The organism is Luoshenia tenuis, assembly GCF_014384745.1.
Classification (GTDB): domain Bacteria; phylum Bacillota; class Clostridia; order Christensenellales.
Genome location: NZ_JACRSO010000002.1, coordinates 125,054 through 146,043, shown reverse-complemented (window position 1 = coordinate 146,043; position 20,990 = coordinate 125,054). Strand labels below are relative to the sequence as shown.

The following is a 20,990-nucleotide window of genomic DNA, read 5'->3' as shown; positions in this document are numbered from 1 at the left end:
CGTACAATATCCCTCCGTTAAATAAAGTCGATCGCGTCCTCGCCCGAGCGCTTGTTGACGATTAACAGTAGCGCCAGGACGCAGACAAACATCAATGCCGACAAGGCATTAATTGCTGGGTTGATACCGCGGCGGGCCATGGAGTAGACTAGGATCGAGAGATTTTGTATCCCCGCGGTGGTAAAAAAGCTGATGACAAAGTCGTCCAAGGACAGAGTAAAGGCCAGAATGCCGCCTGTAATGATGCCGGGCATGATCTCTGGGATCGTGACCTGCCAAATCGCCTTCATCGGTTTGGCGCCCAGATCCAGCGCCGCCTCGTAGGTATTGGGGTTAAGCTGACGCAGCTTAGGCAGCACCGAAAAGATCACGTAAGGTACGCTAAAGGTGATATGGCTGAGCAGTAGGGTAACAAATCCCAATTCCATCTGCATAGAAAGATAGAGCACCATCAGCGAGATACCGGTCACGATGTCCGGGTTCAAGATGGGAAGATAGGTTATATTGGTATAAAAGATGCTCGAAACCCGGGGGAGATAGTGGATCCCAATGGCCGCGATGGTGCCGATCACCATCGAGATCAGCGCCGTAAGCAGCGCGATCACGACGGTATAAAAAAGGGCGTTGAGAATCTCCGGGTCCTGAAACAGCTCTGCATACCAGCGGAAGGTAAAGCCGCCCCAATTCCCCATGGTCTTAGAGTCGTTAAAAGAATAGACGATCAGCACCAAAATGGGGGCGTAGAGGAATATGAGGATCAGCGTTAAATAGCTGCGCCGTAAAAATCGCATCATTACCACAGCCCTCCCGTCGTCTTCTTGTTCTTATCAAACGCATTCATGATCGCCATGCTCAGCAGGATAAAGAGCATCAGCGCCACAGACAGGGCGGAACCAAAGTTCATATCGCCCGTGAGCAAAAACTGATTTTCGATCAGATCGCCTATCAGCATGGTCTTGCTGCCACCCAATAACCGTGAAATTACAAAGGTGGAAGCCGCAGGCATAAAGACCATGGTGATGCCCGAGATCACGCCGGGCACGCTCATGGGCAGGGTGATTTTGCGGAACACCGTTAGCCCGTTAGCGCCCAGGTCCTCCGCCGCCTCGATGTAGGAGCGGTCCATCTTGCGCAGCACCGAGTAGATGGGGAGGATCATAAAGGGCAAAAAGTTATAGACCATGCCCAAAATGATGGCGCCATCGGTATATAGCAGCGTTTGAATGGGCAGCCCCAGCGCCGTCAACCAGGAGTTGATAATGCCGGTGCGCTCCAGCAGTACCACCCAGGCATAGGTGCGCAGCAAAAAGTTCATCCACATCGGCACGATGAACAGAACCGAAAAGGCCTTGGCCCGGCTCAGGTCCTTAGAGGCCAGCGCCAGCGCCGCCGGGTAGCCGATCAGCAGGCACAGCGCCGTAGAGATAAAGGCCAGCCATAAAGAGCGCCACAGAATATTCAGGTACATGGGCTGGAAAAACTTTTGAAAGTTTTCCATCGTAAAGGCGCCGCTGCCGTCGGTAAAGGAATAATAGAGCACCAGCAGCATGGGGACGACGATGAAGATCACCATCCAGATGCTATAGGGATAGGCAAAATAACGTCTACGCATTTTGAACACCTTTTTTCATGATATGGATGTCATCCGGACGAACGATCAGCCCCACGCGGGAGCCGACGGGGAAGCTGCCGGTATCGTGCACCATCCAATCAAACCCATCGTCGCTATGGATGAACATTTCGTTATGCACGCCTTTAAAGGTCAGCGAGGTCACCTGGCCGCAGACCATGCCGTGCTCCTCATCCACGATATAAATATCCTCCGGCCGCACTACCACATCCACCGGCTTGTCGTTGCCAAAGCCGCTGTCCACGCACTCGAAGCGGTGCCCGTCAAAATGCACTACCAGATCTTTTTCCATCATGCCGTCCAAGATATTGCTCTCGCCGATAAAATCCGCTACAAAGGCGTTTTTAGGCTCGTTATAAATATCTACCGGCGTACCGATCTGCTGGATAATGCCGTCTTTTAAAACAACTACCTCGTCGCTCATGGTCAGGGCTTCTTCCTGATCGTGGGTGACGTAGACAAAGGTGATGCCCAGGTGCTGCTGCATCTTTTTAAGTTCGCCCTGCATCTCTTTACGCAGTTTCAGGTCCAGCGCGCCCAGGGGCTCGTCTAACAGCAGTACATCCGGCTGATTGATCAGCGCCCGGGCGATGGCCACGCGCTGCTGCTGGCCGCCGCTCAAAGCGTCTACCGCACGCTTTTCATATCCCTTGAGGCCGACTAGCTCCAGCATCTCGCTGACGCGCTTATCGGTCTTTTTCCGGTCCTCTTTACGCAGATTGGGGCCAAAGGCGATGTTCTGCGCCACGTTCATGTGGGGAAAGAGGGCGTAGCGCTGGAACACGGTGTTGACCCGGCGCTTATAGGGCGGCATATCGGTAATATCCTGCCCGTCAAAGAGGATTTTGCCGTTGGTAGGGTACTCAAATCCAGCGATCAAGCGCAGCGTCGTGGTTTTGCCGCAGCCGCTGGGCCCCAGCAGGGTCAAAAACTCATCTTCTTTTATATAAAGGTTGATATTTTTAAGGACGTCTTCACCGTCATAATTTTTGGTAATATCGATCAGTTCGATCTGCTTGTTCTCTGCGTTCAAGGGACGGACCTCCTCATAAATGATCGTGACTTAAAAACTGGGCGGCGTCGATACCCACAGGAATTTGGCCGCCGACTTACCCGGGTTGCTGATGCTGTGCGCCGTATCGGCGGGGAAGTAGAAAGCGTCTCCTTTACGGGCCCGGTAACGTTGGTTGCCCAAATGCACCTGAATGGTGCCGGAGAGCACGTAACCGAACTCCTCGCCGCTGTGCGGGCTGTCGGAATCCGTACATTTACCGGGCTGTAGGGTCATCAAAATGGGTTCCATATCGTTCTTCTGGCAGTTGGGCACCAACCATTCGATCGTCGTCCCCAGCTCCTCGTTGGTCTTGATAAAAGTATCCTCCGCCGAGAAGATCACCTTTTCAGCCGAGTCTTCGTTAAAAAAGTTCTTTAGATCCGTCCCCAAACATTCGAGGATGTCCATCAGCGTGGCGATGGAGGGCGAGGCCAGATCCCGCTCCAGCTGGGAGATAAACCCCTTGGATAGTTCACACCGGTCCGCCAGCTCCTGCTGGGTCAGCCCGTGCTGCATCCGCATGCGTTTGATCTTACTGCCGATTTCCACTTTCAACCCCCTCTTTCTGGGTACAAATCTTTAAACATTAAGTTTAAATAAACTAAACAATTGGCAGAAGTATTAAAACATATTTAGGCAAAACATGTCAATAGTTATTCTGCGCGCCGGTCTTGACCGTGGAGGTGATGATAAGTATACGCAGAAGCGTTAATCCCCCTATTATCAGGCGTTTCAGCGTTTTTATAAAAATGAAAGAACAGCTAAAATAGCGACAAAAAATTTTTGATGTTCCCGGCAACAGCGTGTTTTTTACCTACTGTTTAGTATTGGTGTGCCAGAATTTTGGATTTTACCGCTATAGCCGCTGGGGTGAATTGTCCCCCTGTACTTTACAGGGGTTCTATTTTATAATGATAGCGTATTTGAAACCTGGGGGCGGAAGATAAATTTTAGAAGGGGTTGGAAATGATGATGAAACCGGAAGGGATCTACAGCGCCATGATGACGCCCTTTGATGCGCAGGGGCGGGTCGACACGGAGCAGGCCAAGGCCATTACGCGATTCTTGGTCGAAAAAAAGGTAGATGGTGCCTTTTGCGTAAGCAATGTGGGCGAATTCCTCCATATGGATATGGACGAGAAAAAGGCGCTGATCGATGCGGTGTTGGAGGCGGGCGAGGGCAAGCTCAGGGTAACGCCGGGCGTGTGCGATGTGAAGCTGAAGGATTCCATTGCGCTGGCGCAATATAGCGCCCGAGCCGGCGCGGACGCGGTGGTAATCTGCGCGCCCTATTATTATCCCTATCCGCAAGAGTATATCCTCACCTATCTCAAGGAGGTGGTGGAAAATGCGCCGCTCCCGGTCATCCTGTATAATGCGCCCGGCTTTACCAGCGCCATACAGATGGATAACCTGCTCTCGCTGTGCGCCCATCCCAATGTGGTGGGGGTAAAGGAGTCCAGCGGCGACATTCGCTTTACGTACCAGCTCATGCGCGCCCTGGAGGAACAAAAGATCGATATCAACGTGATGGTGGGGTTTGAGGAATTGCTGCTCCCTGGCCTGACGGCGGGCGTCAAGGGCTGCACGGTATCCTGCGGCGGCATCATACCCGAGGTGCTGCACGAGATCTTAAATGCCTACCGCGCGGGAGACATGGTACGGGCTAGCGCCGCACAAAAGGCTGTGGTAGCGGTGACCGATGAACTGAAAAAGATCGGCTTCCCTTACGGTTATAAACTGGGGTGCCTGGCGCGCGGGTTTGACTTTAAGTTGTTTAAAGAACCCTGCATGGCCGCGTTAGAGCAGAAACTGGTCGCGGAGCTGCCTCGCGTGCGCGCGGTCATCTGCCAGCAGATGGAAAATCTCGGGTTAAAAATGTAAAAAGTGCTTGACGAACCGGGATAAGATATGCTAGAGTAAGTGCAATCAATTAAACATCAGTGCAATGATGGAGAAAGCCAAAGGGCAGACGCTTGCAGAGAGCCAGTGGTTGGTGCAAACTGGCAGCTATGTTCATCGGGCCATCACTCCGGAGCTTGACCTCTCAAAGGGTGTTTCCAAGTAAGGGGTCACGGGATATCCCGTTACAGATAGCGGATTTGATGGAATCCGGCTAAAGAGGATTGGTTTATCCAATCAATTTGAGTGGTACCGCGCAAGAGCCTCCTGCGTCTCATATGAGATGTAGGAGGTTTTTTAATACCCCAAGGACGTTAGTAAAGGAGAGAAAAAACATGCAGGAACAGATTAAACAGATTGCCATGCGCATACAGGTGCTGCGGGATATTTTAGGCATTAGTGCAGAGCAGATGGCCGAGCACCTTTCCATGACGGCGGAACAGTACGCCCGTTATGAGGCGGGTGGAGAGGATTTCTCCTTTAGCCTGCTTTATAAGATCGCCAATTTCTTGGGCGTGGATTTTACTGATTTACTCACCGGCGACAGCCCGAAGCTGCACATGTGCTGCTTCATCAAAAAGGGAGAGGGACTGGCGATCGACCGGCGCAAAGCCTACCGCTACCAGCACCTGGCGCCCACCTTCAGCAATAAAAAGGCGGAACCCTTTCAGGTACGCGTGCCCTATGAGCCGGACAAGGCCGGCTGCCCGGAGCGCAACAGCCATGAAGGGCAGGAATTCGACTTTATGCTTTCCGGAAAGATGCGCATTCTCGTAGGGGAGAGCGAGTTCATCATGGAGGCGGGGGATTGTATTTATTACGATTCAGGTTATCCCCACGCCATGGAAGCGCTGGATGGCGACGCGGAATTCCTGGCCATCATCATGAAGTAGGGCTATTGATATTTTACTTGCGTAAGGAGTTTTTAAAATGCGTATCTTTGAAGAATTTTTAACCCGCAGCGAATTTTCTTCTTATAAGGATTTTAAGGAGAACTTTAAGGTCAACGTACCGGAGAACTTTAACTACGGCTTTGACGTGGTGGACCGACTGGGCATGGAAAAGCCCGATAAGCTGGCCCTGCTTTGGACCAATGTGGCCGGGGACGAGCGGCGCTTTACCTTTGCCGACATCATGCGCAACAGTAATAAAGTGGCAAACTACTTGAAAAGCCAGGGCATCAAGCGCGGCGATAAAGTCATGCTGATCCTTAAGCGCCATTATCAGTTCTGGTTTGCCATCATCGCGCTGCATAAGCTGGGCGCGGTCTGCATCCCGGCGACCCATCTTTTGACGAAAAAGGATCTGGTGTACCGCAACAATGCGGCAAGCGTCAAGGCCATCATCTGCACCTCGGATGGGGAGATCGCCGAGCATGTGGAGGCCAGCCAGGCTGAATCGCCCACGCTGGAGATGAAGTTTATCGTCAATGGCGACCGGGAGGGCTGGCTCAACCTGGATGCGGGGATGGAGGCGTGCAGCGATGTGTTCCCGCGCCCTGCCGGCGAGGAAGCTACGCATAATGAAGACATGATGCTGCTTTACTTCACCTCCGGAACTACGGGAATGCCCAAAATGGTGGGGCACGATTTTGTCTATCCTCTGGGGCATATCGTCACTGGTGCCTTTTGGCATCAGGTGCAGGAGGATGGCATCCATCTGACCGTATCGGATACTGGATGGGGCAAGGCGGTATGGGGCAAGCTCTATGGACAGTGGATGGCCGAAACAGTGGTCTTTGTCTACGACTTTGACAAATTCATCCCGGAAGACCTGCTGGCCGTGCTGGAGAAATACCGCATCACGACTTTCTGCGCGCCGCCCACCATCTATCGTTTCTTGATCAAGGCGAATTTCTCTTCCTACGATTTAAGCTCGCTGTCCTATTGTACCGTAGCGGGCGAGCCGCTCAATCCGGAGGTGTTCAACCAGTTCCACAAACTGACCGGTATCAAGCTCTATGAGGGATTTGGCCAGACGGAGACCACGCTGACGGTGGCGACTTACCCCTGGATGGAGCCGCGGCCGGGTTCCATGGGTCTTCCCTCTCCGGGCTATGACATCGATATCGTGGATGAGGACGGCAAGCCCTCCAAGCCCGGCGAGGTCGGGCAGATCGTGATCCGTACCGATAAGGGCAAACCGCTGGGCATGTTCCGCGGCTACTATCGCGACGATGCGCTGACGGCTAAAATGTGGCATGATGACGTTTATTATACGGGTGATATGGCCTGGAAGGATGAGCAGGGCTATTTCTGGTATGAGGGCCGGGCGGACGATGTGATCAAATCCTCCGGTTACCGCATCGGGCCCTTTGAGGTGGAGAGCGTACTGCTACAGCATCCGGCGGTTTTGGAGGCCGCTATCTCCGGCGCGGAGGACCCGGTCCGCGGGATCGTGGTCAAGGCGACGATCGTACTGGCCCAAGGGTATGAGGCCAGCGACGCGCTGACCAAGGAACTGCAAAATTACGTTAAAACCAATACGGCTCCCTACAAATATCCCAGGGTGGTGGAGTATGTGGAGGAACTGCCCAAGACCATCTCGGGCAAGATCCGCCGGGTAGAGCTGCGCAACCGCAAATAAAAAGGGCGCGTTCCACTTGTATAATTGGTATTTTATTAAAGAAAAAGTCCGCTTATGGCGGGCTTTTCCTTTTGCCATTTTGCAGCCGCCAAGAGCTATGCGGTTATTATTGTGTAAAATTATTAAATTTTCTATAAAAAACGGACGGAACCCGATAAAGTGTGGTACAATTCAAGGCATCATTAAGATTGTGTAAAAAGAGGGGTTAACTGTTGGTCACAGCTCGGCAGAAAAAAATGCGCCCGGCGCAGATTCTGGCCCTGGGTTTTATGGGCATCATCCTTGCCGGAACGTTGCTTTTAATGTTGCCAATTTCTTCGTCCACAGGTTTGGGGATCGGCGCGGTCAACGCGCTGTTTACCTCGACCTCCGCCGTTTGCGTTACCGGACTTACCGTGATCGAGGTGGGGCGCGATCTATCCCTTTTTGGGCAGATCGTGCTGCTGGCGCTGATCCAGATCGGCGGCTTGGGCTTTATGACCATGGCCACCACGATCTTTCTGCTGCTGGGCAAGCGCATCACCCTGCGCGAGCGACTGGTCATGCAGGAGGCGCTGGGCGAATTCCGCCTGACAGGGCTGGTCCGGCTAACGCGTAATATCCTGATCATGACGGTGTGTATCGAACTATGCGGCGCGCTGCTGCTGTCGACTCGCTTTGTGCCCATATACGGTTGGGCTAAAGGGCTGTATTATGGCGTGTTCCATTCAATATCCGCTTTTTGTAACGCCGGATTCGACCTGGTGGTCGAGTCGGAGAGCATCATCGCGTTCCAAAACGATGTGGTCGTCAACTTTACCATCATGGGGCTGATCATCCTAGGTGGCATCGGCTTTTCGGTGATCTATGATATCGTTAAAAAGCGCAAATTCAAGCGCTTTTCCCTACATACAAAGGTGGTTTTATGCGTTACGGTGTTTTTGATTTTGTTTGGCGCCGTAGCGTTTTTTGCGCTGGAGATCGATAATCCCAAGACGCTGGGCGACCCGGATATGCCCTGGTATTCCAAGGGGATGGGAGCGCTATTTCAATCGGTTACCGTAAGAACGGCGGGGTTCAACACCATTAGCCAGGATCATCTCAGCCTTTCTTCCAAGATATTATCCATGCTGCTGATGTTTATCGGCGCTTCGCCGGCTTCGACGGGCGGCGGCGTCAAGACTACGACTTTTGCAGTTGTCATGCTTTTGGTTTATAATACGATTGCGGGCAAGCCCAACTTGAATCTGTTTAAGCGCAGGCTATCGCCCGGTATCGCGCAGCGCGCGCTGTCCATCATCGTGATCAGCATCGCCATCGTTTTGATCAGCGCAATGGGGATGAGCCTGGTGGAGCCCACCAGCATCCCCAGTGAAAGCCTGATGTATGAGGTGTTCTCGGCCTTTGGCACGGTGGGGTTGAGCACGGGCATCACAGCGGACCTGCATGTGGTGAGCAAGTTTATTCTAATCATTACCATGTTCTTTGGCCGGGTAGGGCCGCTGACGCTGACGCTGGCGCTGGCACTGCGCCAGTCGCACAACAAGAGCGCAGCTTACAAGTACCCGGAAGACCGGTTGATGGTAGGCTAAAGCAAGGCTTGTGGAGGGATAAGTTCAATGAAACAGTTTGCGATTATCGGCTTGGGCCGTTTTGGTTCCAGCGTGGCCCAGACGCTTTACATGCTGGGGCACGATGTGCTGGTGGTGGATTCGGACGCCGAGCGGGTGGACGAAATATCGGATTACGTAACCCATGCCGTGCAGGCGGATGCTACCGATGAGGGGGCGCTAAAGGCGCTGGGGCTACGCAACTTTGATGTGGCCGTCGTCACCATTGGTACGGATATCCAATCCAGCATTCTCATTACGCTGCTGTGTAAGGAGCTGGGGGTCAAGCACGTCATTGCCAAGGCACAAAACGAGCTGCACGCCAAAGTGCTCTACAAAATCGGCGCGGACAAGGTGGTTTTCCCGGAACGGGATATGGGGATGCGCGTTGCGCACACGCTGGTTTCCAATAATATTTTGGATTTTATCGAGCTTTCACCCGATTACAGCATGCTGGAGATGGCCGTGATGGAGGATTGGATCGGCTATACCCTCAAAGATCTGGAGCTGCGCAACCGCTATGGGATTAATGTGATCGCCATTAAGCGGGATAACGGCATCGAAATCTCGCCAAATGGAAACAATATCCTGTTATCGGGGGATGTGCTGCTGGTGATCGGCTCGGTCAAGGATATCCGCAAGCTGGAAAACGCGCGGGCGGACTAGCAAACTTGCCAGGCAGCGCGTCAAAGCGCTATAATATAGTGGCAAGTGAAAAACGCAAGATGGCGCGCGGAAGGTTTAGCGCCTGTTTGTTATGATGCAAAAACAAAGACCTTGGAGGAATGCTATGCCCAATAGGGTTAAAAAAGAAATCGTGGTTTCCAATGCGCTCAAGCAGAATTGGCGGTGGATCAGGCCCCTGGCGGTTTTTGTGACCAGCCTGTCTATCGTGGTCTGCATGGGCTATTTTGGCTTCCGTTATCTTTATCAGCACTATTTTGCCCCGGTAGATACGGGTGATACTGCGCCGGTGACCATCACCCTTCGCGGCTCGGTTTCGACGATCGCCCAGACGTTGAAGGATAACGACCTGATCAGAAATGCGGGCGTGTTTAAGTATTATGTGGATTTTACCGACCGCAGCGCCCAGCTTAAGGCCGGGGAGTACCAGCTGTCCAAAAACATGACGCTGGATGAGATCATTGAGACCCTGGCAGTGGGCGATGGAAAATCCAACGTAATGACCATACGCGTTATTGAGGGCAACAGCGTTGAGGAGATTGCCGATTCGCTGGTCAAGCAGGGGGCGCTGGAGAGCAAGGACCGGTTCCTTGAACTGTGTAAGGACGGACAGAGCTTTTTGGATTACGAGTTCATCGCGGCGCTGGATATGTCGGAGGAGAACCCGCGCAAGTATATGCTGGAAGGCTATCTTTTCCCGGATACGTACGAGATATTTATCGATTCCTCGGAAGAGACCATCATCAACAAGATGCTCAGCCGCTATCAGCAAATCGCAGGGGCCTATTATGAGCGGGCCAATGAGCTGGGGATGACCATGGACGAAGTGACGACGCTGGCTTCGCTGATTGAAAAGGAGGCCAAGACGGACGATTTTTCCAAGGTATCGGCAGTGTTCCATAACCGGCTGGATAAAAACGACTATCTGCAATCCTGCGTGACGGTCCAATACGTTTTGAACACCAAACGATTGAACCTGACCAATAACGATACGGCCGTTGACTCGCCCTATAATACTTATAAAAACAGAGGGCTGCCGATCGGCCCCATTACCAGTCCGGGCGAAAACGCCATCCGGGCGGCGCTCTATCCGGACGAAACGTTTATTGCAGAAGGAATGTATTACTTTGCCAATAAGGACCCGGATTCTGGCGAGCTGGCGTTTGCAAAGACCTTGAAGGAGCATAACGCCAACGTGGCGCAGTATAAACCGCTGTGGGAAGAGGCGGATAAAAAATACCAACGGTAGCTATTGATTTTAGATGCGTAGAGGGTACAGGCCCGTGCGAGAGATCGCGCGGGCCTGTTATTTTTTGCAAGCAATAGGACTTGCCGCAACGGCATATATTGGAGTATTCCATCAAAAAATGTCGGAGGAATTTTCTATGCTTTTGTCTTTGCTTATCAGCGCGCTGCAACAAGTCGGCTTTTTTGTAGGGCATATTTCCGCCAACGCCTTTCCTCAGCCGCTCTCGCCGGAAGAGGAAAGGGCCTGCCTGATTGCCATGCAAAAAGGAGATATCGAGGCGCGCAACCGTTTGATCGAAACCAATTTGCGCCTGGTTGCGCACATCTCTAAAAAATATACGGTGCAGGGCTACGACAGCGAGGACTTGATCTCTATCGGAACCGTGGGGCTGATTAAGGCGGTGATGACCTTCAACCCGGATAAAAAGGTACAGCTGGCCACCTATGCCGCCCGCTGTATTGAAAACGAGGTGCTGATGAGCATGCGCTCTAGCAAAAAGTACCGGGACGATATATCTTTGCAGGAACCGGTGGGGAGCGACCGGCAAAAAGACGAGATCTCGCTGCTGGATATTTTAGGCTCGGACCGGGACAATGTGTTTGATGATGTAGAGCTGCGCATACAATCTCAAGCGCTTTACGACCATATATCAAAGTGCCTGACTGAGCGGGAACGCATCGTCATCACGCTGCGCTATGGGTTGATGGGCAGCAAGCCGCTTCCCCAGCGGGAGGTGGCTAAAAAGTTGAATATATCACGCAGTTATGTAAGCCGAATCGAGAAGAAGGCGCTGGAAAAGCTGCAGCAGGCTTTTGAAAAAAACAGCGATTCTTTTCTGTGCTAGCCGCGCTCTGTCTGGTTTGACAGGCCCCCGGGGTTAGGGTACAATGAACCCTGAACTGTGTAAAGGAGGCCGTTTTGTTGGCGCACGCGATTTTCGGCCCGGCTGGTTCGCCGGAGAATTTTTATGCCCAGGGCAATAAACGCTCGTCCCAAATGCCAGAATATTTGAGGGAATATGGCTTGGATACCTTTGAATATTCGGGCGGCCACGGACTTAGGATGAGTGAAAAAACCGCCCGGGAGATCGGCAGTCAGGCCCAAAAAGCAGGGATCCCCATCAGCGTACATGCACCCTATTTTATTAACCTGGCTAATGAGGATAGCGAAAAAATCCTCAACTCCCACCGCTATATACTGGGGGCCATGCAGGTCGCCTTTTGGATGGGCGCGCGCCGCGTGATCTTTCACCCCGGTTCTGCCAGCGGCAGCCGCTCGCGCCAGGAGATTACAGCCTACGCTTGCAGCGAGCTTAAAAAGATCATTCAACAGGCAGATGCGGCCGGATTTGGCGAAATTACTCTCTGCCCGGAAACCATGGGGAAGATCAATCAACTGGGCGACCTGGAAGAAGTGCTGTTGCTTTGCAGCGTGGATGAGCGCCTCATCCCCTGCATCGATTTGGGCCATCTCAACGCGCGCACCCAAGGCAGTCTGCGCACTCAGGCGGACTTTAAGGCTGTTCTGGATAGGATCGAGAACGATCTAGGGAAGGAGCGGCTGGACCGGCTGCACATGCATTTTAGCCATATCGAGTATACGGAGATGGGGGAAAAGCGCCACCTGACGTTTGAAGATAAAGTTTTTGGCCCGGAACACCAGGGGCTGATAGCGGAGATCGTACGGCGCAAAATGTACCCGACCGTGATCTGCGAATCTGCGGGTACGCAGGATCAGGACGCGTTGGAGATGAAAAAGGCGTATTGGTCCTTACAATGAGCATGGAAGCGCTTTTGGCTTCTGTCGGAATGCCGGGATAAGGATTGTATTGCAATAAAAAAGTATTAGATAGCTTTCCATGAATGTAGCCTCACTTTAGTATAAATCATCATTGCATACCTGATGTATATATACTATAATGGCAACATGGGAAGTGATTGCTATAGATATGATTAGGAAGTTGAGAAAAAAGTGGCATAACGATCTGTCCGAAAAATTTGATGGCGTTGCCAACCTAGTAGGAAACAGTTCGGCCACATCGCAGACAGAAGCAGAACACATCAAGTCTTTACAACACGCGAATGCAGCGAACTTAAATGCCCTTCATGCGGAGGTACAAGAACTCAAGTCTATTTTGGCTTATACTAATCATCAGCTGGAGCTTAGCCGGATGGCTGTGATTAAGACGACGCCGCGGCGTATTTTGTCCTTTGCGGTAGATATTATTGACGCCTGTAATCTCAATTGCAGGGGATGCTTGACCTTTTCTCCCTGCGCCAAGAGGACAGAAGGCCTAAAAATGGAACCCGAACAGTTGGATCGTGACCTTAAACGTATCTCTGAGCTGTTTGATCAGGAGCAATTGCAGCTGATCACGATCTCCGGAGGGGAGCCGTTGCTGCACGAACGGGTGAGCGAGTTCCCCTATATCGTGCGCAAGTATTTCCCCAAGGTACACTTGCGCCTGGTTACAAATGGGGTGCTGCTTCTGCGCCAGCCCGAGGCGTTTTGGAGCGCCTGCCGGGATACCGGACTGGTGATAGAGCAGACGAAATATCCCATCGAACTGGATTTTGATCAGATACGGGAAACCGCAAAGTACCATGGCGTAGGGTGTGACTTTATGGACGATACCGGAGAAAGCCAAAAGACCTTGATGAAGTTCCCGATCAGCGAAAATATTATGAACGAAGATAAGCTGCGCGACCAGAACGAGCGCAACAATTTTATGCGGTGCTGGGAGGCTAACCAGTGCCTGCGGCTGGGTTACGGCAAGATGTACACCTGCTCCAGAATACCGCATATGGAACTGTTTAACCGCTGTTTTGGGACGGATTACCCCATTTCGCAGGCCGATGGGATCGATATTTATAAGGCGCAGTCCAGTGAGGAGATCTTTGCGTTTTTGGCGACGCCGGCCCCCTTTTGCCGCTATTGTATGCCTGATAAGATCACGGGCGGCTTTCCCTGGGGCACCTCTGAGCTGGACCCGCACGAATGGATAGAATAGCGTAAAGGAATTTACAACAGTATATGCTGTAATCCAAAACACTGAAAAGGCCCGTGCCGTTAGGCGAGGCCTTTTTCCCTTTGCTGAAACCAGCACCCCGCTTTACCCGTAAAAGCATCGCTGTGGCTAAAGCGCAGGTTTTAAGGGAATAATTTGGGTATCAGCTTTACAGCGCCTTGCTAGCCGCTGCTTTTTATGCTAAAATAAATGACGGCTTATGGATAGAGGAGGGGATGGAATTTTGACGCGTTTGGAACGCTTTCTGGCGCAACCGCTCTTTTCTCAGTTTGATGCGGCTTTGATCTTGCGTCGGGAGGACATGCGCTACCTTAGCGGTTACACGGGAGAAGGCGCCTTACTCATCTCCAGGGAAGATAAGCTGCTGATAACGGATTTTCGGTATATCGTTCAAGCCGAGGCGCAGGCGCCGGGGTGGACGGTGACCGAAAGCCAGCGCGGGAATACGCTGGATACGGTGATCGACCTGGCCCGAGAAAAGGGATACGCTTCCCTGGGCATTGAAGAAAGCCATCTGACGTATGCGGGCTTTCAGCAATTGTCCAAGGGTATTGGTGCGGTGCGTTTTGAGGATATCGGCAATACTGTTGAAAAGCTGCGCGCGATCAAGGAGCCCCAGGAGCTGCGGGCGATCGCCAAGGCTGCGCAAGTGGCCGATATGGGCCTGCGCAAGATCCTTGATTTTGTCAAGCCTGGCATGACGGAGAAAGAAGTGCAAATCGAGCTGGCCTATCAGTGCGGAAAGTTGGGCAGCGAGGGTTTTGGGTTTGAGTTTATCGTAGCGTCCGGCCCCAATGGGGCGATGCCCCATGCGGTAGCCGGCGGGCGAAAGATACAACCGGGTGATTTGGTGACGATCGATATGGGTTGCCTGGTGGATGGCTATAATTCCGATATGACCCGAACCTTTGCAATAGGAAACGTATCGGACGAGCTGAAAAAGATTTACGATACCGTACTAAAAGCACAGCTTGCAGCGCTTGAAGCACTGGGCCCGGGCAAAAATGGCAAGGACGTAGACGCTGTAGCGCGGGGCATTATAGCCGAGGCGGGATACGGCGATTATTTCGGCCATGCGTTAGGGCATGGCGTGGGCCTGATGGTACACGAATTGCCGCGGCTGTCCCCGCTTATCGATATGCAGCTGGAGCCGGGCATGGCCGTTACGGTAGAGCCTGGGATCTATGTGCCAGATCTGGGCGGCGTACGCATTGAAGACCTGTGCATCGTAACCCAGGAGGGGTACCTGAACTTATGCTCGACAACGAAGGAACTGATCGTTCTATAAGGATAAATTATATGGAGGTTGTGTTATGATTTCTGCTGGTGATTTCAGAAAGGGCCTGACGGTTGAGATCGAGGGTAACGTTTACACCATCGTCGATTTTCAGCACGTTAAGCCGGGGAAGGGCGCGGCATTCGTCCGCACGAAGATCAAAAACGTGATGACGGGCGCCGTTTTGGAGCGCACGTTTAACCCTTCTGATAAAATGCCCCGCGCGCATATCGAGACGAAGGAAATGCAGTATCTGTACAGCGATGGCGAGCTGTATTACTTTATGGATAACGAGACCTACGAGCAGCTGCCCCTGAACCACAGCCAGGTGGAAGATGCGATTATGTATGTTAAAGAGAATATGAACGTGACGGTGCGCTTCTTCAAAGGCGCTGCCTTCTCGGTGGAGCCGCCGAACTTTGTCGAGCTGGAAGTGACCCAGGCCGACCCCGGCGTGCGTGGCGATACGGCTACCGGCGCCACGAAAAACGCCGTGCTGGAGACCGGCGCGCGCATCAACGTTCCTCTATTTGTCAACGAGGGGGATACAGTGCGTATCGATACCCGCACGGGCGAATATATGGAGCGCGTTTAAGCAACGCGTGGAGGAAAGATGAATACTTTAAAAGAAAAGGTCGCTTACCTGCAGGGCCTGGCCGAAGGGCTGAAACTGGATGATAGCTCCAAAGAAGGCAAGATCCTTTTGGGCGTATTGGAACTGCTCAGCGACATGAGCCAGACGGTATCCGAGCTGGAGGAAGATGTAGAAGAACTGGAAGATTACGTGGACTGTATCGATGACGATCTTGCCGCGCTGGAAGAGGATGAGGATGATGATTTCGTAGAGATCGTCTGCCCTCACTGCGGCGAAACGGTTTATTTCGATCCGGATTGCCTGGATGATGAAGATGAGCCGCTGTGCCCCAGCTGCGGGAAAGCCCTGCTGGAGGAAGATGAGGACGCGCAATAATCTGAACCGCTAAGCGTCCCAGTGCCACGGAGAGGTACTGCCCGAAGATTGGGCTTATGTCAAATAAGCTGGAAACTCTATGCGAATGGTGGAAACCATTTGCATAGAGTTTTTTTGTGTTCGTCAAGCCTTTAACGCAAGATAAACCAAGCTACCGGACGGGATGGTCTTGAGCCTTATGGGCTTGCCGGGTCAATATCAAATTGGGGGCATATGTATCAACGGCTAACCTACACAATATGAACTAGGGCAAACTGTGTTAAATATCTTGACATGAAAGATAGAGCACACTATAATTAGTAAATAAATTGACTGTAAATAAATTGATTAAGGGCGATAATTATGACCAAAGAAGATAAAAAGAATGCATATTTGTATTGTAAATTCAGAGATGAACAGTTTGCCCTATATGACGAATACGCCAAACGCCATGGGATGCTGATGAAAACTTTGTTGGTCGTAAATGTCCTTTTTTACGCAAAGGACGGGATGACTCAGTCGGAGATTTGCAGGCGAACATTTCATTCTAAGCAAACCGTGAACTTAATCATCAAAAATCTTTTGACAGAGCGCTATGTTACCGTTACGGAAATGCCGGAGAACAAGCGTAACAAAATCGTAAAGATGACAGAGGCGGGGCGAGCGCATTGCGAAAGGGTGGTCCGTCATATCACATGGGCGGAGGACACAGCGATGGCTATGTTTACTGCAGAGGAACAAAAGCAGTTGATTGATCTGTCAAGAACCTTTACCCAAAACCTTACCAAACTGGTAAATCAGGAAACGGAGGATTAAAAATGGAATTTTACGAGGTCGTCAACAAGAGAAGAAGTATTCGCCAATTTGAAAATAAAAAAATCCCGCGAGAGATATTGGAACGGATCTTAGGCGCGGGGCTGAAAGCGCCTTCCTCCAACCATCAAAGGCGATGGGAACTGATAACCCTGACGGAGGAGGCTGCCATCATGGAGCTGGCACAATTTATCCGTCCCTATCCCTGCCGGATTCAAGAACCCAAAACGCCGCAGCAGGAGATGTTTAAAATCGCCTATCCGCGCCAGCGCAGCATGGTCGAAGAATCCGCCTGCGTGGTTTTGCCCTACTTCAAACAGAAGTATAGTTTTGACAATGACAAAAATGGCTACGGCTTGATGGATTACGGCGCAACATGGGCGCTCATCGAAAACATGCTTCTGGCAGCTACCGCCGAGGGGATAGGCTCTGTCGTGCATATCCCTGTCAAAAAGGAGCCGGAACAAATCAAAGCGTTTATGAAGGTTCCGGATAGTTATTACCTACCGGCCATGGTAATTCTCGGTTATCCGTCAAAGGATGCGCTGATGCCCTCGCAGGTCAAGGCAACGGTAGAAAATAAAGTTCACTGGAATAAGTGGTAATTCCTTAGAAGAGATGAAAAACGATGGAATTTTATGAGGTTATCAATCAAAGAAGAACTAGCCGGGAGTGGACGGATAGAGAGGTTGATTTTGAAGCAATCAAAAGAATCCTCGAGGCTGGGATGAAGGCTCCTTCCGGGGATCACTACCGGAGCTGGCAGTTTATTGTCCTGCATGAGCGCGAGGATAAGGAGCGGGCTTTTGCCTATGCAAAAGATGTTGCAAAGCGGTATGTAGATAGTAACCGTACCTATGTACGCCCAAATCTAGCACAGAAGATGTACGCTTATGCTATGCCGCGGCAATATACCATGCTGGTCGATTGCCCCTACGTGATCGTTCCGCTGTTCAAATGCAGCAGACTCAATGCCCAATGGGTGAGTAAGCTCAATCCGCTTACAACCGCATGGTGCGTTGCGGAAAATATCATGCTTGCCGTTATAAATGAAGGGCTTGGCTACGCGCTGCGTATTCCGTTGAACAGAGAACACGATGTTGTTTTAAAAACGCTGGGTGCGCCACAGGGATGGATGACCCCTTGCTTCATCGGAGTTGGTTATCCCAAGGAGGACGAGCTGACTTTAGCGCAATATGATAGCAAGCCGGACGGCCATATCCATATGGGAGGTTGGTAGTATGGATTCCCCGGTCATTAAAGAAATTAAAGTTAAAAGTGTTCTCTCCAAATCTAATCTGCCGGTATGCGAATATTCGGTCAACCCTTATGTAGGCTGCACACATGGCTGCAAATACTGCTATGCGTCCTTTATGAAACGGTTTACCGGCCACACAGAGCCGTGGGGGACTTTTTTAGACATAAAAGTTTGGCCGGAAATAAAGAACCCCCAAAAATACGCGGGTAAAGAATTGTTTATCGGGTCCGTCACAGACCCCTATCTGCCGCAGGAGGAACAATGCGGGCGCACCCGCGCTTTGCTGGAGCAGTTGCAGGGCAGCGGCGCAAAACTCAGCATCGCCACCAAAAGCGATCTGATCTTGCGCGACCTGGATTTGATCAAAACTTTTCCCGATGCGCGGGTTTCGTGGTCTATCAATACACTAGACGAGGCCTTCAAAAACGATATGGACAACGCCGTCAGCATCGAGCGGCGGCTTGCAGCCATGGAGGCGTTTTACCGCGCAGGTATCCGCACGACGTGTTTTGTCTCGCCCATTTTTCCCGGCATCACGGATATCGAGGCGATCATCCAGCGTGTGAAAGAACAATGCAATTTAATTTGGCTGGAAAACCTCAATCTGCGCGGCAGCTACAAAGCAGTGATTATGGAGTATATTCAAAAAAACCATCCGTGGTTATTGACCCTTTATCAGGAGATTTACAATAGCGGAAACCGTAGCTACTGGGAAATGTTGGATATAAAGCTGAAGGCTTATGCGGATGAAATTGGTCTGGAATATGCGACCAATGATGACAGCATAAGGCGTCCCTTTGACGCGCCGCCGGTGATCGTCAATTATTTTTATCACGAGCAGATCAAAAAATCAGCCAGAAAAGATGGTGATAAGCATGCCTGAATTACCGGAAGTGGAAACGATAAAGCGGGTTCTTGAACCGCAGCTTCAAGGGCTTACGATTGACAATGTTGTCATAAACCGTCCAGAAGTGGTCGCCCATCCGCACGGGGATGAATTTTGCAAACTTCTTACCGGACAAGCCTTTGACCGTATAGAGCGCCGGGGCAAATTTCTGCTTTTGCTGCTCAACAGCGGAGACCGCATCATCATCCATTTGCGAATGACGGGCTGTCTGCTGCATACACCCGCGGATTTGCCGAAGGAAAAACATACGCACATTGTTTTTCGGCTAAACGACGGAAAGGATCTGCGTTTCTCGGATACCCGCCGTTTTGGGCGGCTATGGCTGGTGAAAAAGAATGAAATAGATATATACAGCGGGATAGAAAGGCTAGGCAAAGAACCGCTTGATTCGGATTTTTCCGCGGGGTATTTGATCGCTCATCTTGGAAAACGGAAGAAAGCGATTAAAGAGTGCCTGTTGGATCAAAGGGTGATCGCCGGCATAGGCAATATCTATGCCGATGAGATTTTATTTGCTGCGAAAATCAATCCGGCGCGGCCCGCCAACAGCTTATCAGAAAAAGATTGGATGTGCCTTGCTCAGGTCATACCACAGCAACTATCCTACTTTATCGAAAAAAACGAGATGACGCCGGCTGAATACTTAGAAACCAAGGGGCAGAATTACCGAAATACACCGTTTTTGCAGGTTTATGGACGCCAAGGCGAGGCCTGCCCGGCCTGCAACCATACTTTGTGCCGTATGGTTATTGGCGGCAGAAGCAGTACCCATTGCCCCGCCTGTCAAAAATAAAGAGGGTGGTAAAACAAATCTCGACCTTTGCATTTCGGACACGATTCATAGTCCTTGCCCTTTTGGGAGCCGTATCCTTTTGTAGTTCGAGAAGGAAGTCCATTGGTACATCAAACGTACTGCGGCTTTTCTCGAGATCGCTCCTAACTCTAATACGATTGACTTCCCTATGAGATGCTGCCTAAACGGCAGGTCTTTTTTTATTTGCCCAGAAGGTGACAGGATATAGGGATCTGTCATAACGCTATATCCTTTTACATATAGATAGCTCTGAAAGGGGACAGGCCGAAATGATAGCGTTACAGAGCGATTGGCGGGTGAAGTTAGAGCCCTATTTGCCGCAGGCGATCCGTAGCGGTTTAGCGCGGGTTCCCGAAACAGTGGCCCAGCGGGCCACGGAAGTGCGGGTGCGCCAGGGGGCGCCGGTGCAGTTGCGCATGCCCGCACAGCACGGGTATTTGTCGGCGGGCGGATTTACGACCGCGCCGGATGCGCAGACCATCCTGGCGGATGGCGCGCTCTGTCAGGAAATGATTGAACGAATGAGCCGCTACTCGCTTTATGCGCTGGATGACGCCCTTCGCCAGGGCTTTATTCCCTTACCCGGCGGATTCCGCGTAGGACTTGCCGGTAGGGCGGTGGTAGAAGCGGGACGCATCTCGCGGCTTGTAGACATGTCCAGCTTTAACATCCGCATCCCGCGCCAGATCGAAGGGGCCTCATCAGCGCTGATCCCGCATGTTTTGAGGGGCGGGCGCATTTACTCAACGCTGATCCTGTCGCCCCCGGGCTGCGGGAAGACGACACTGCTGCGAGATGCCGCCGCACAGCTCAGCCGCCGGGGTATGCAGGTTTGCATCGTGGATGAGCGGAGCGAGTTAGCGGCGCAATATAAAGGCCGCCCTTCATTTGATCTTGGTTTTAGTTGCGACGTGCTGGATGGCTATCCCAAAGCGCAGGGCATGATGATGGCGATCCGCACGCTGTCGCCGGATGTGATCGTAACCGACGAATTGGGCGCCATGGAGGATATCGCGGCGGTACGGGACGCGGCGCGCTGCGGGATCGGCGTGCTCGCCAGCGTGCACGCCGGTAGCGTGGAAGAGCTGATGCATCGCGAGGCCCTTAGCGACATGCTGGATGGCGGCGCATTTAGCTGCCTGGCGGTTTTGGGTAAAGGGAGCCAGCTGGGACAGATCGTCACCATTCAGGTTTGCGGCACGGACGGAAGGTGGCTCAAATGCGGCGTTAAGGAGGAGATCGTTTGAACGG

22 protein-coding genes and 1 other annotated feature are annotated in these 20,990 nt (G+C 51.9%); of the genes, 18 read left to right on the top strand and 4 right to left on the bottom strand.

Features of this window, described 5'->3' with window-relative positions:
• Nucleotides 1-17: 17 nt before the first annotated feature.
• The 4 genes from H8699_RS05625 to H8699_RS05610 are packed head-to-tail and all read right to left on the bottom strand — an operon-like array spanning nt 18 to nt 3,233.
• The gene (locus H8699_RS05625) at nt 18-794 is read right to left on the bottom strand and encodes an ABC transporter permease (RefSeq protein ID WP_138295959.1); all 777 of its coding nucleotides are present in this window, start codon (nt 792-794) and stop codon (nt 18-20) included.
• Nucleotides 794-1,612: an ABC transporter permease gene (locus H8699_RS05620; protein ID WP_249284838.1), complete on the bottom strand. Its 819-nt coding sequence runs from the start codon at nt 1,610-1,612 to the stop codon at nt 794-796. Before H8699_RS05620 ends, H8699_RS05625 begins: the two co-directional genes overlap by 1 nt.
• Complete coding sequence (locus tag H8699_RS05615) at nt 1,605-2,663, bottom strand: ABC transporter ATP-binding protein (RefSeq protein WP_138295957.1); 1,059 nt, start codon at nt 2,661-2,663, stop codon at nt 1,605-1,607. Before H8699_RS05615 ends, H8699_RS05620 begins: the two co-directional genes overlap by 8 nt.
• A gap of 30 nt (nt 2,664-2,693) precedes the next feature.
• Nucleotides 2,694-3,233: a helix-turn-helix domain-containing protein gene (locus H8699_RS05610; protein WP_249284837.1), complete on the bottom strand. Its 540-nt coding sequence runs from the start codon at nt 3,231-3,233 to the stop codon at nt 2,694-2,696.
• Between the two features lie 417 nt (nt 3,234-3,650).
• Here H8699_RS05610 and H8699_RS05605 point away from each other — a divergent pair, with 417 nt between their 5' ends.
• The 18 genes from H8699_RS05605 (at nt 3,651) to spoIIIAA (ending at nt 20,986) form a co-directional block, all read left to right on the top strand.
• The gene (locus H8699_RS05605) at nt 3,651-4,568 is read left to right on the top strand and encodes a dihydrodipicolinate synthase family protein (RefSeq protein ID WP_249284836.1); all 918 of its coding nucleotides are present in this window, start codon (nt 3,651-3,653) and stop codon (nt 4,566-4,568) included.
• Nucleotides 4,569-4,623: 55 nt separating this feature from the next.
• Nucleotides 4,624-4,866 (top strand) — a binding site (T-box leader).
• Between the two features lie 55 nt (nt 4,867-4,921).
• Entirely contained in the window at nt 4,922-5,479 is a 558-nt protein-coding gene (locus H8699_RS05600; protein WP_147517877.1) for a helix-turn-helix domain-containing protein, read from the top strand.
• A gap of 43 nt (nt 5,480-5,522) precedes the next feature.
• Nucleotides 5,523-7,172 carry an AMP-binding protein gene (locus tag H8699_RS05595; protein ID WP_249285111.1) on the top strand — a complete coding sequence of 550 codons (1,650 nt, stop codon included), beginning with the start codon at nt 5,523-5,525 and terminating at the stop codon, nt 7,170-7,172.
• A 212-nt stretch (nt 7,173-7,384) separates the two neighbouring features.
• The gene (locus H8699_RS05590; protein WP_249284835.1) at nt 7,385-8,743 is read left to right on the top strand and encodes a TrkH family potassium uptake protein; all 1,359 of its coding nucleotides are present in this window, start codon (nt 7,385-7,387) and stop codon (nt 8,741-8,743) included.
• A 27-nt stretch (nt 8,744-8,770) separates the two neighbouring features.
• On the top strand, nt 8,771-9,427 hold the full coding sequence (locus H8699_RS05585; RefSeq protein WP_138295953.1) for a potassium channel family protein: 657 nt from the start codon (nt 8,771-8,773) through the stop codon (nt 9,425-9,427).
• A gap of 124 nt (nt 9,428-9,551) precedes the next feature.
• Nucleotides 9,552-10,694 carry an endolytic transglycosylase MltG gene (mltG, locus tag H8699_RS05580; RefSeq protein WP_249284834.1) on the top strand — a complete coding sequence of 381 codons (1,143 nt, stop codon included), beginning with the start codon at nt 9,552-9,554 and terminating at the stop codon, nt 10,692-10,694.
• Nucleotides 10,695-10,830: 136 nt separating this feature from the next.
• Entirely contained in the window at nt 10,831-11,538 is a 708-nt protein-coding gene (sigK, locus tag H8699_RS05575) for an RNA polymerase sporulation sigma factor SigK (RefSeq protein WP_249284833.1), read from the top strand.
• 77 nt (nt 11,539-11,615) lie between these two features.
• Nucleotides 11,616-12,473 carry a TIM barrel protein gene (locus tag H8699_RS05570; protein WP_249284832.1) on the top strand — a complete coding sequence of 286 codons (858 nt, stop codon included), beginning with the start codon at nt 11,616-11,618 and terminating at the stop codon, nt 12,471-12,473.
• 139 nt (nt 12,474-12,612) lie between these two features.
• Nucleotides 12,613-13,704 (top strand): radical SAM protein, encoded by a 1,092-nt coding sequence (locus tag H8699_RS05565; RefSeq protein ID WP_330605162.1) that lies wholly within the window; start codon nt 12,613-12,615, stop codon nt 13,702-13,704.
• A 241-nt stretch (nt 13,705-13,945) separates the two neighbouring features.
• Nucleotides 13,946-15,010, top strand: coding sequence for a M24 family metallopeptidase (locus H8699_RS05560; protein ID WP_249284830.1), 1,065 nt, complete (start codon nt 13,946-13,948; stop codon nt 15,008-15,010).
• Between the two features lie 25 nt (nt 15,011-15,035).
• Nucleotides 15,036-15,593 (top strand): elongation factor P, encoded by a 558-nt coding sequence (efp, locus tag H8699_RS05555; protein ID WP_138295948.1) that lies wholly within the window; start codon nt 15,036-15,038, stop codon nt 15,591-15,593.
• A gap of 18 nt (nt 15,594-15,611) precedes the next feature.
• Entirely contained in the window at nt 15,612-15,968 is a 357-nt protein-coding gene (locus tag H8699_RS05550; protein WP_147517882.1) for a CD1247 N-terminal domain-containing protein, read from the top strand.
• 342 nt (nt 15,969-16,310) lie between these two features.
• Nucleotides 16,311-16,763 carry a MarR family winged helix-turn-helix transcriptional regulator gene (locus H8699_RS05545; protein WP_249284829.1) on the top strand — a complete coding sequence of 151 codons (453 nt, stop codon included), beginning with the start codon at nt 16,311-16,313 and terminating at the stop codon, nt 16,761-16,763.
• Between the two features lie 2 nt (nt 16,764-16,765).
• Nucleotides 16,766-17,365 (top strand): nitroreductase family protein, encoded by a 600-nt coding sequence (locus tag H8699_RS05540; RefSeq protein ID WP_249284828.1) that lies wholly within the window; start codon nt 16,766-16,768, stop codon nt 17,363-17,365.
• Between the two features lie 23 nt (nt 17,366-17,388).
• Nucleotides 17,389-18,000, top strand: coding sequence for a nitroreductase family protein (locus H8699_RS05535; RefSeq protein ID WP_249284827.1), 612 nt, complete (start codon nt 17,389-17,391; stop codon nt 17,998-18,000).
• A 1-nt stretch (nt 18,001) separates the two neighbouring features.
• The gene (locus H8699_RS05530; RefSeq protein ID WP_283244153.1) at nt 18,002-18,901 is read left to right on the top strand and encodes a radical SAM mobile pair protein B; all 900 of its coding nucleotides are present in this window, start codon (nt 18,002-18,004) and stop codon (nt 18,899-18,901) included.
• A complete protein-coding gene (mutM, locus tag H8699_RS05525) occupies nt 18,894-19,718 on the top strand; it encodes a DNA-formamidopyrimidine glycosylase (protein ID WP_249284826.1) in 825 nt (274 codons plus the stop codon). The genes H8699_RS05530 and mutM overlap by 8 nt, the downstream gene beginning before the upstream one ends.
• Before the next feature lie 290 nt (nt 19,719-20,008).
• The gene (gene spoIIIAA, locus H8699_RS05520; RefSeq protein ID WP_249284825.1) at nt 20,009-20,986 is read left to right on the top strand and encodes a stage III sporulation protein AA; all 978 of its coding nucleotides are present in this window, start codon (nt 20,009-20,011) and stop codon (nt 20,984-20,986) included.
• The last annotated feature ends 4 nt before the right edge of the window (nt 20,987-20,990 follow it).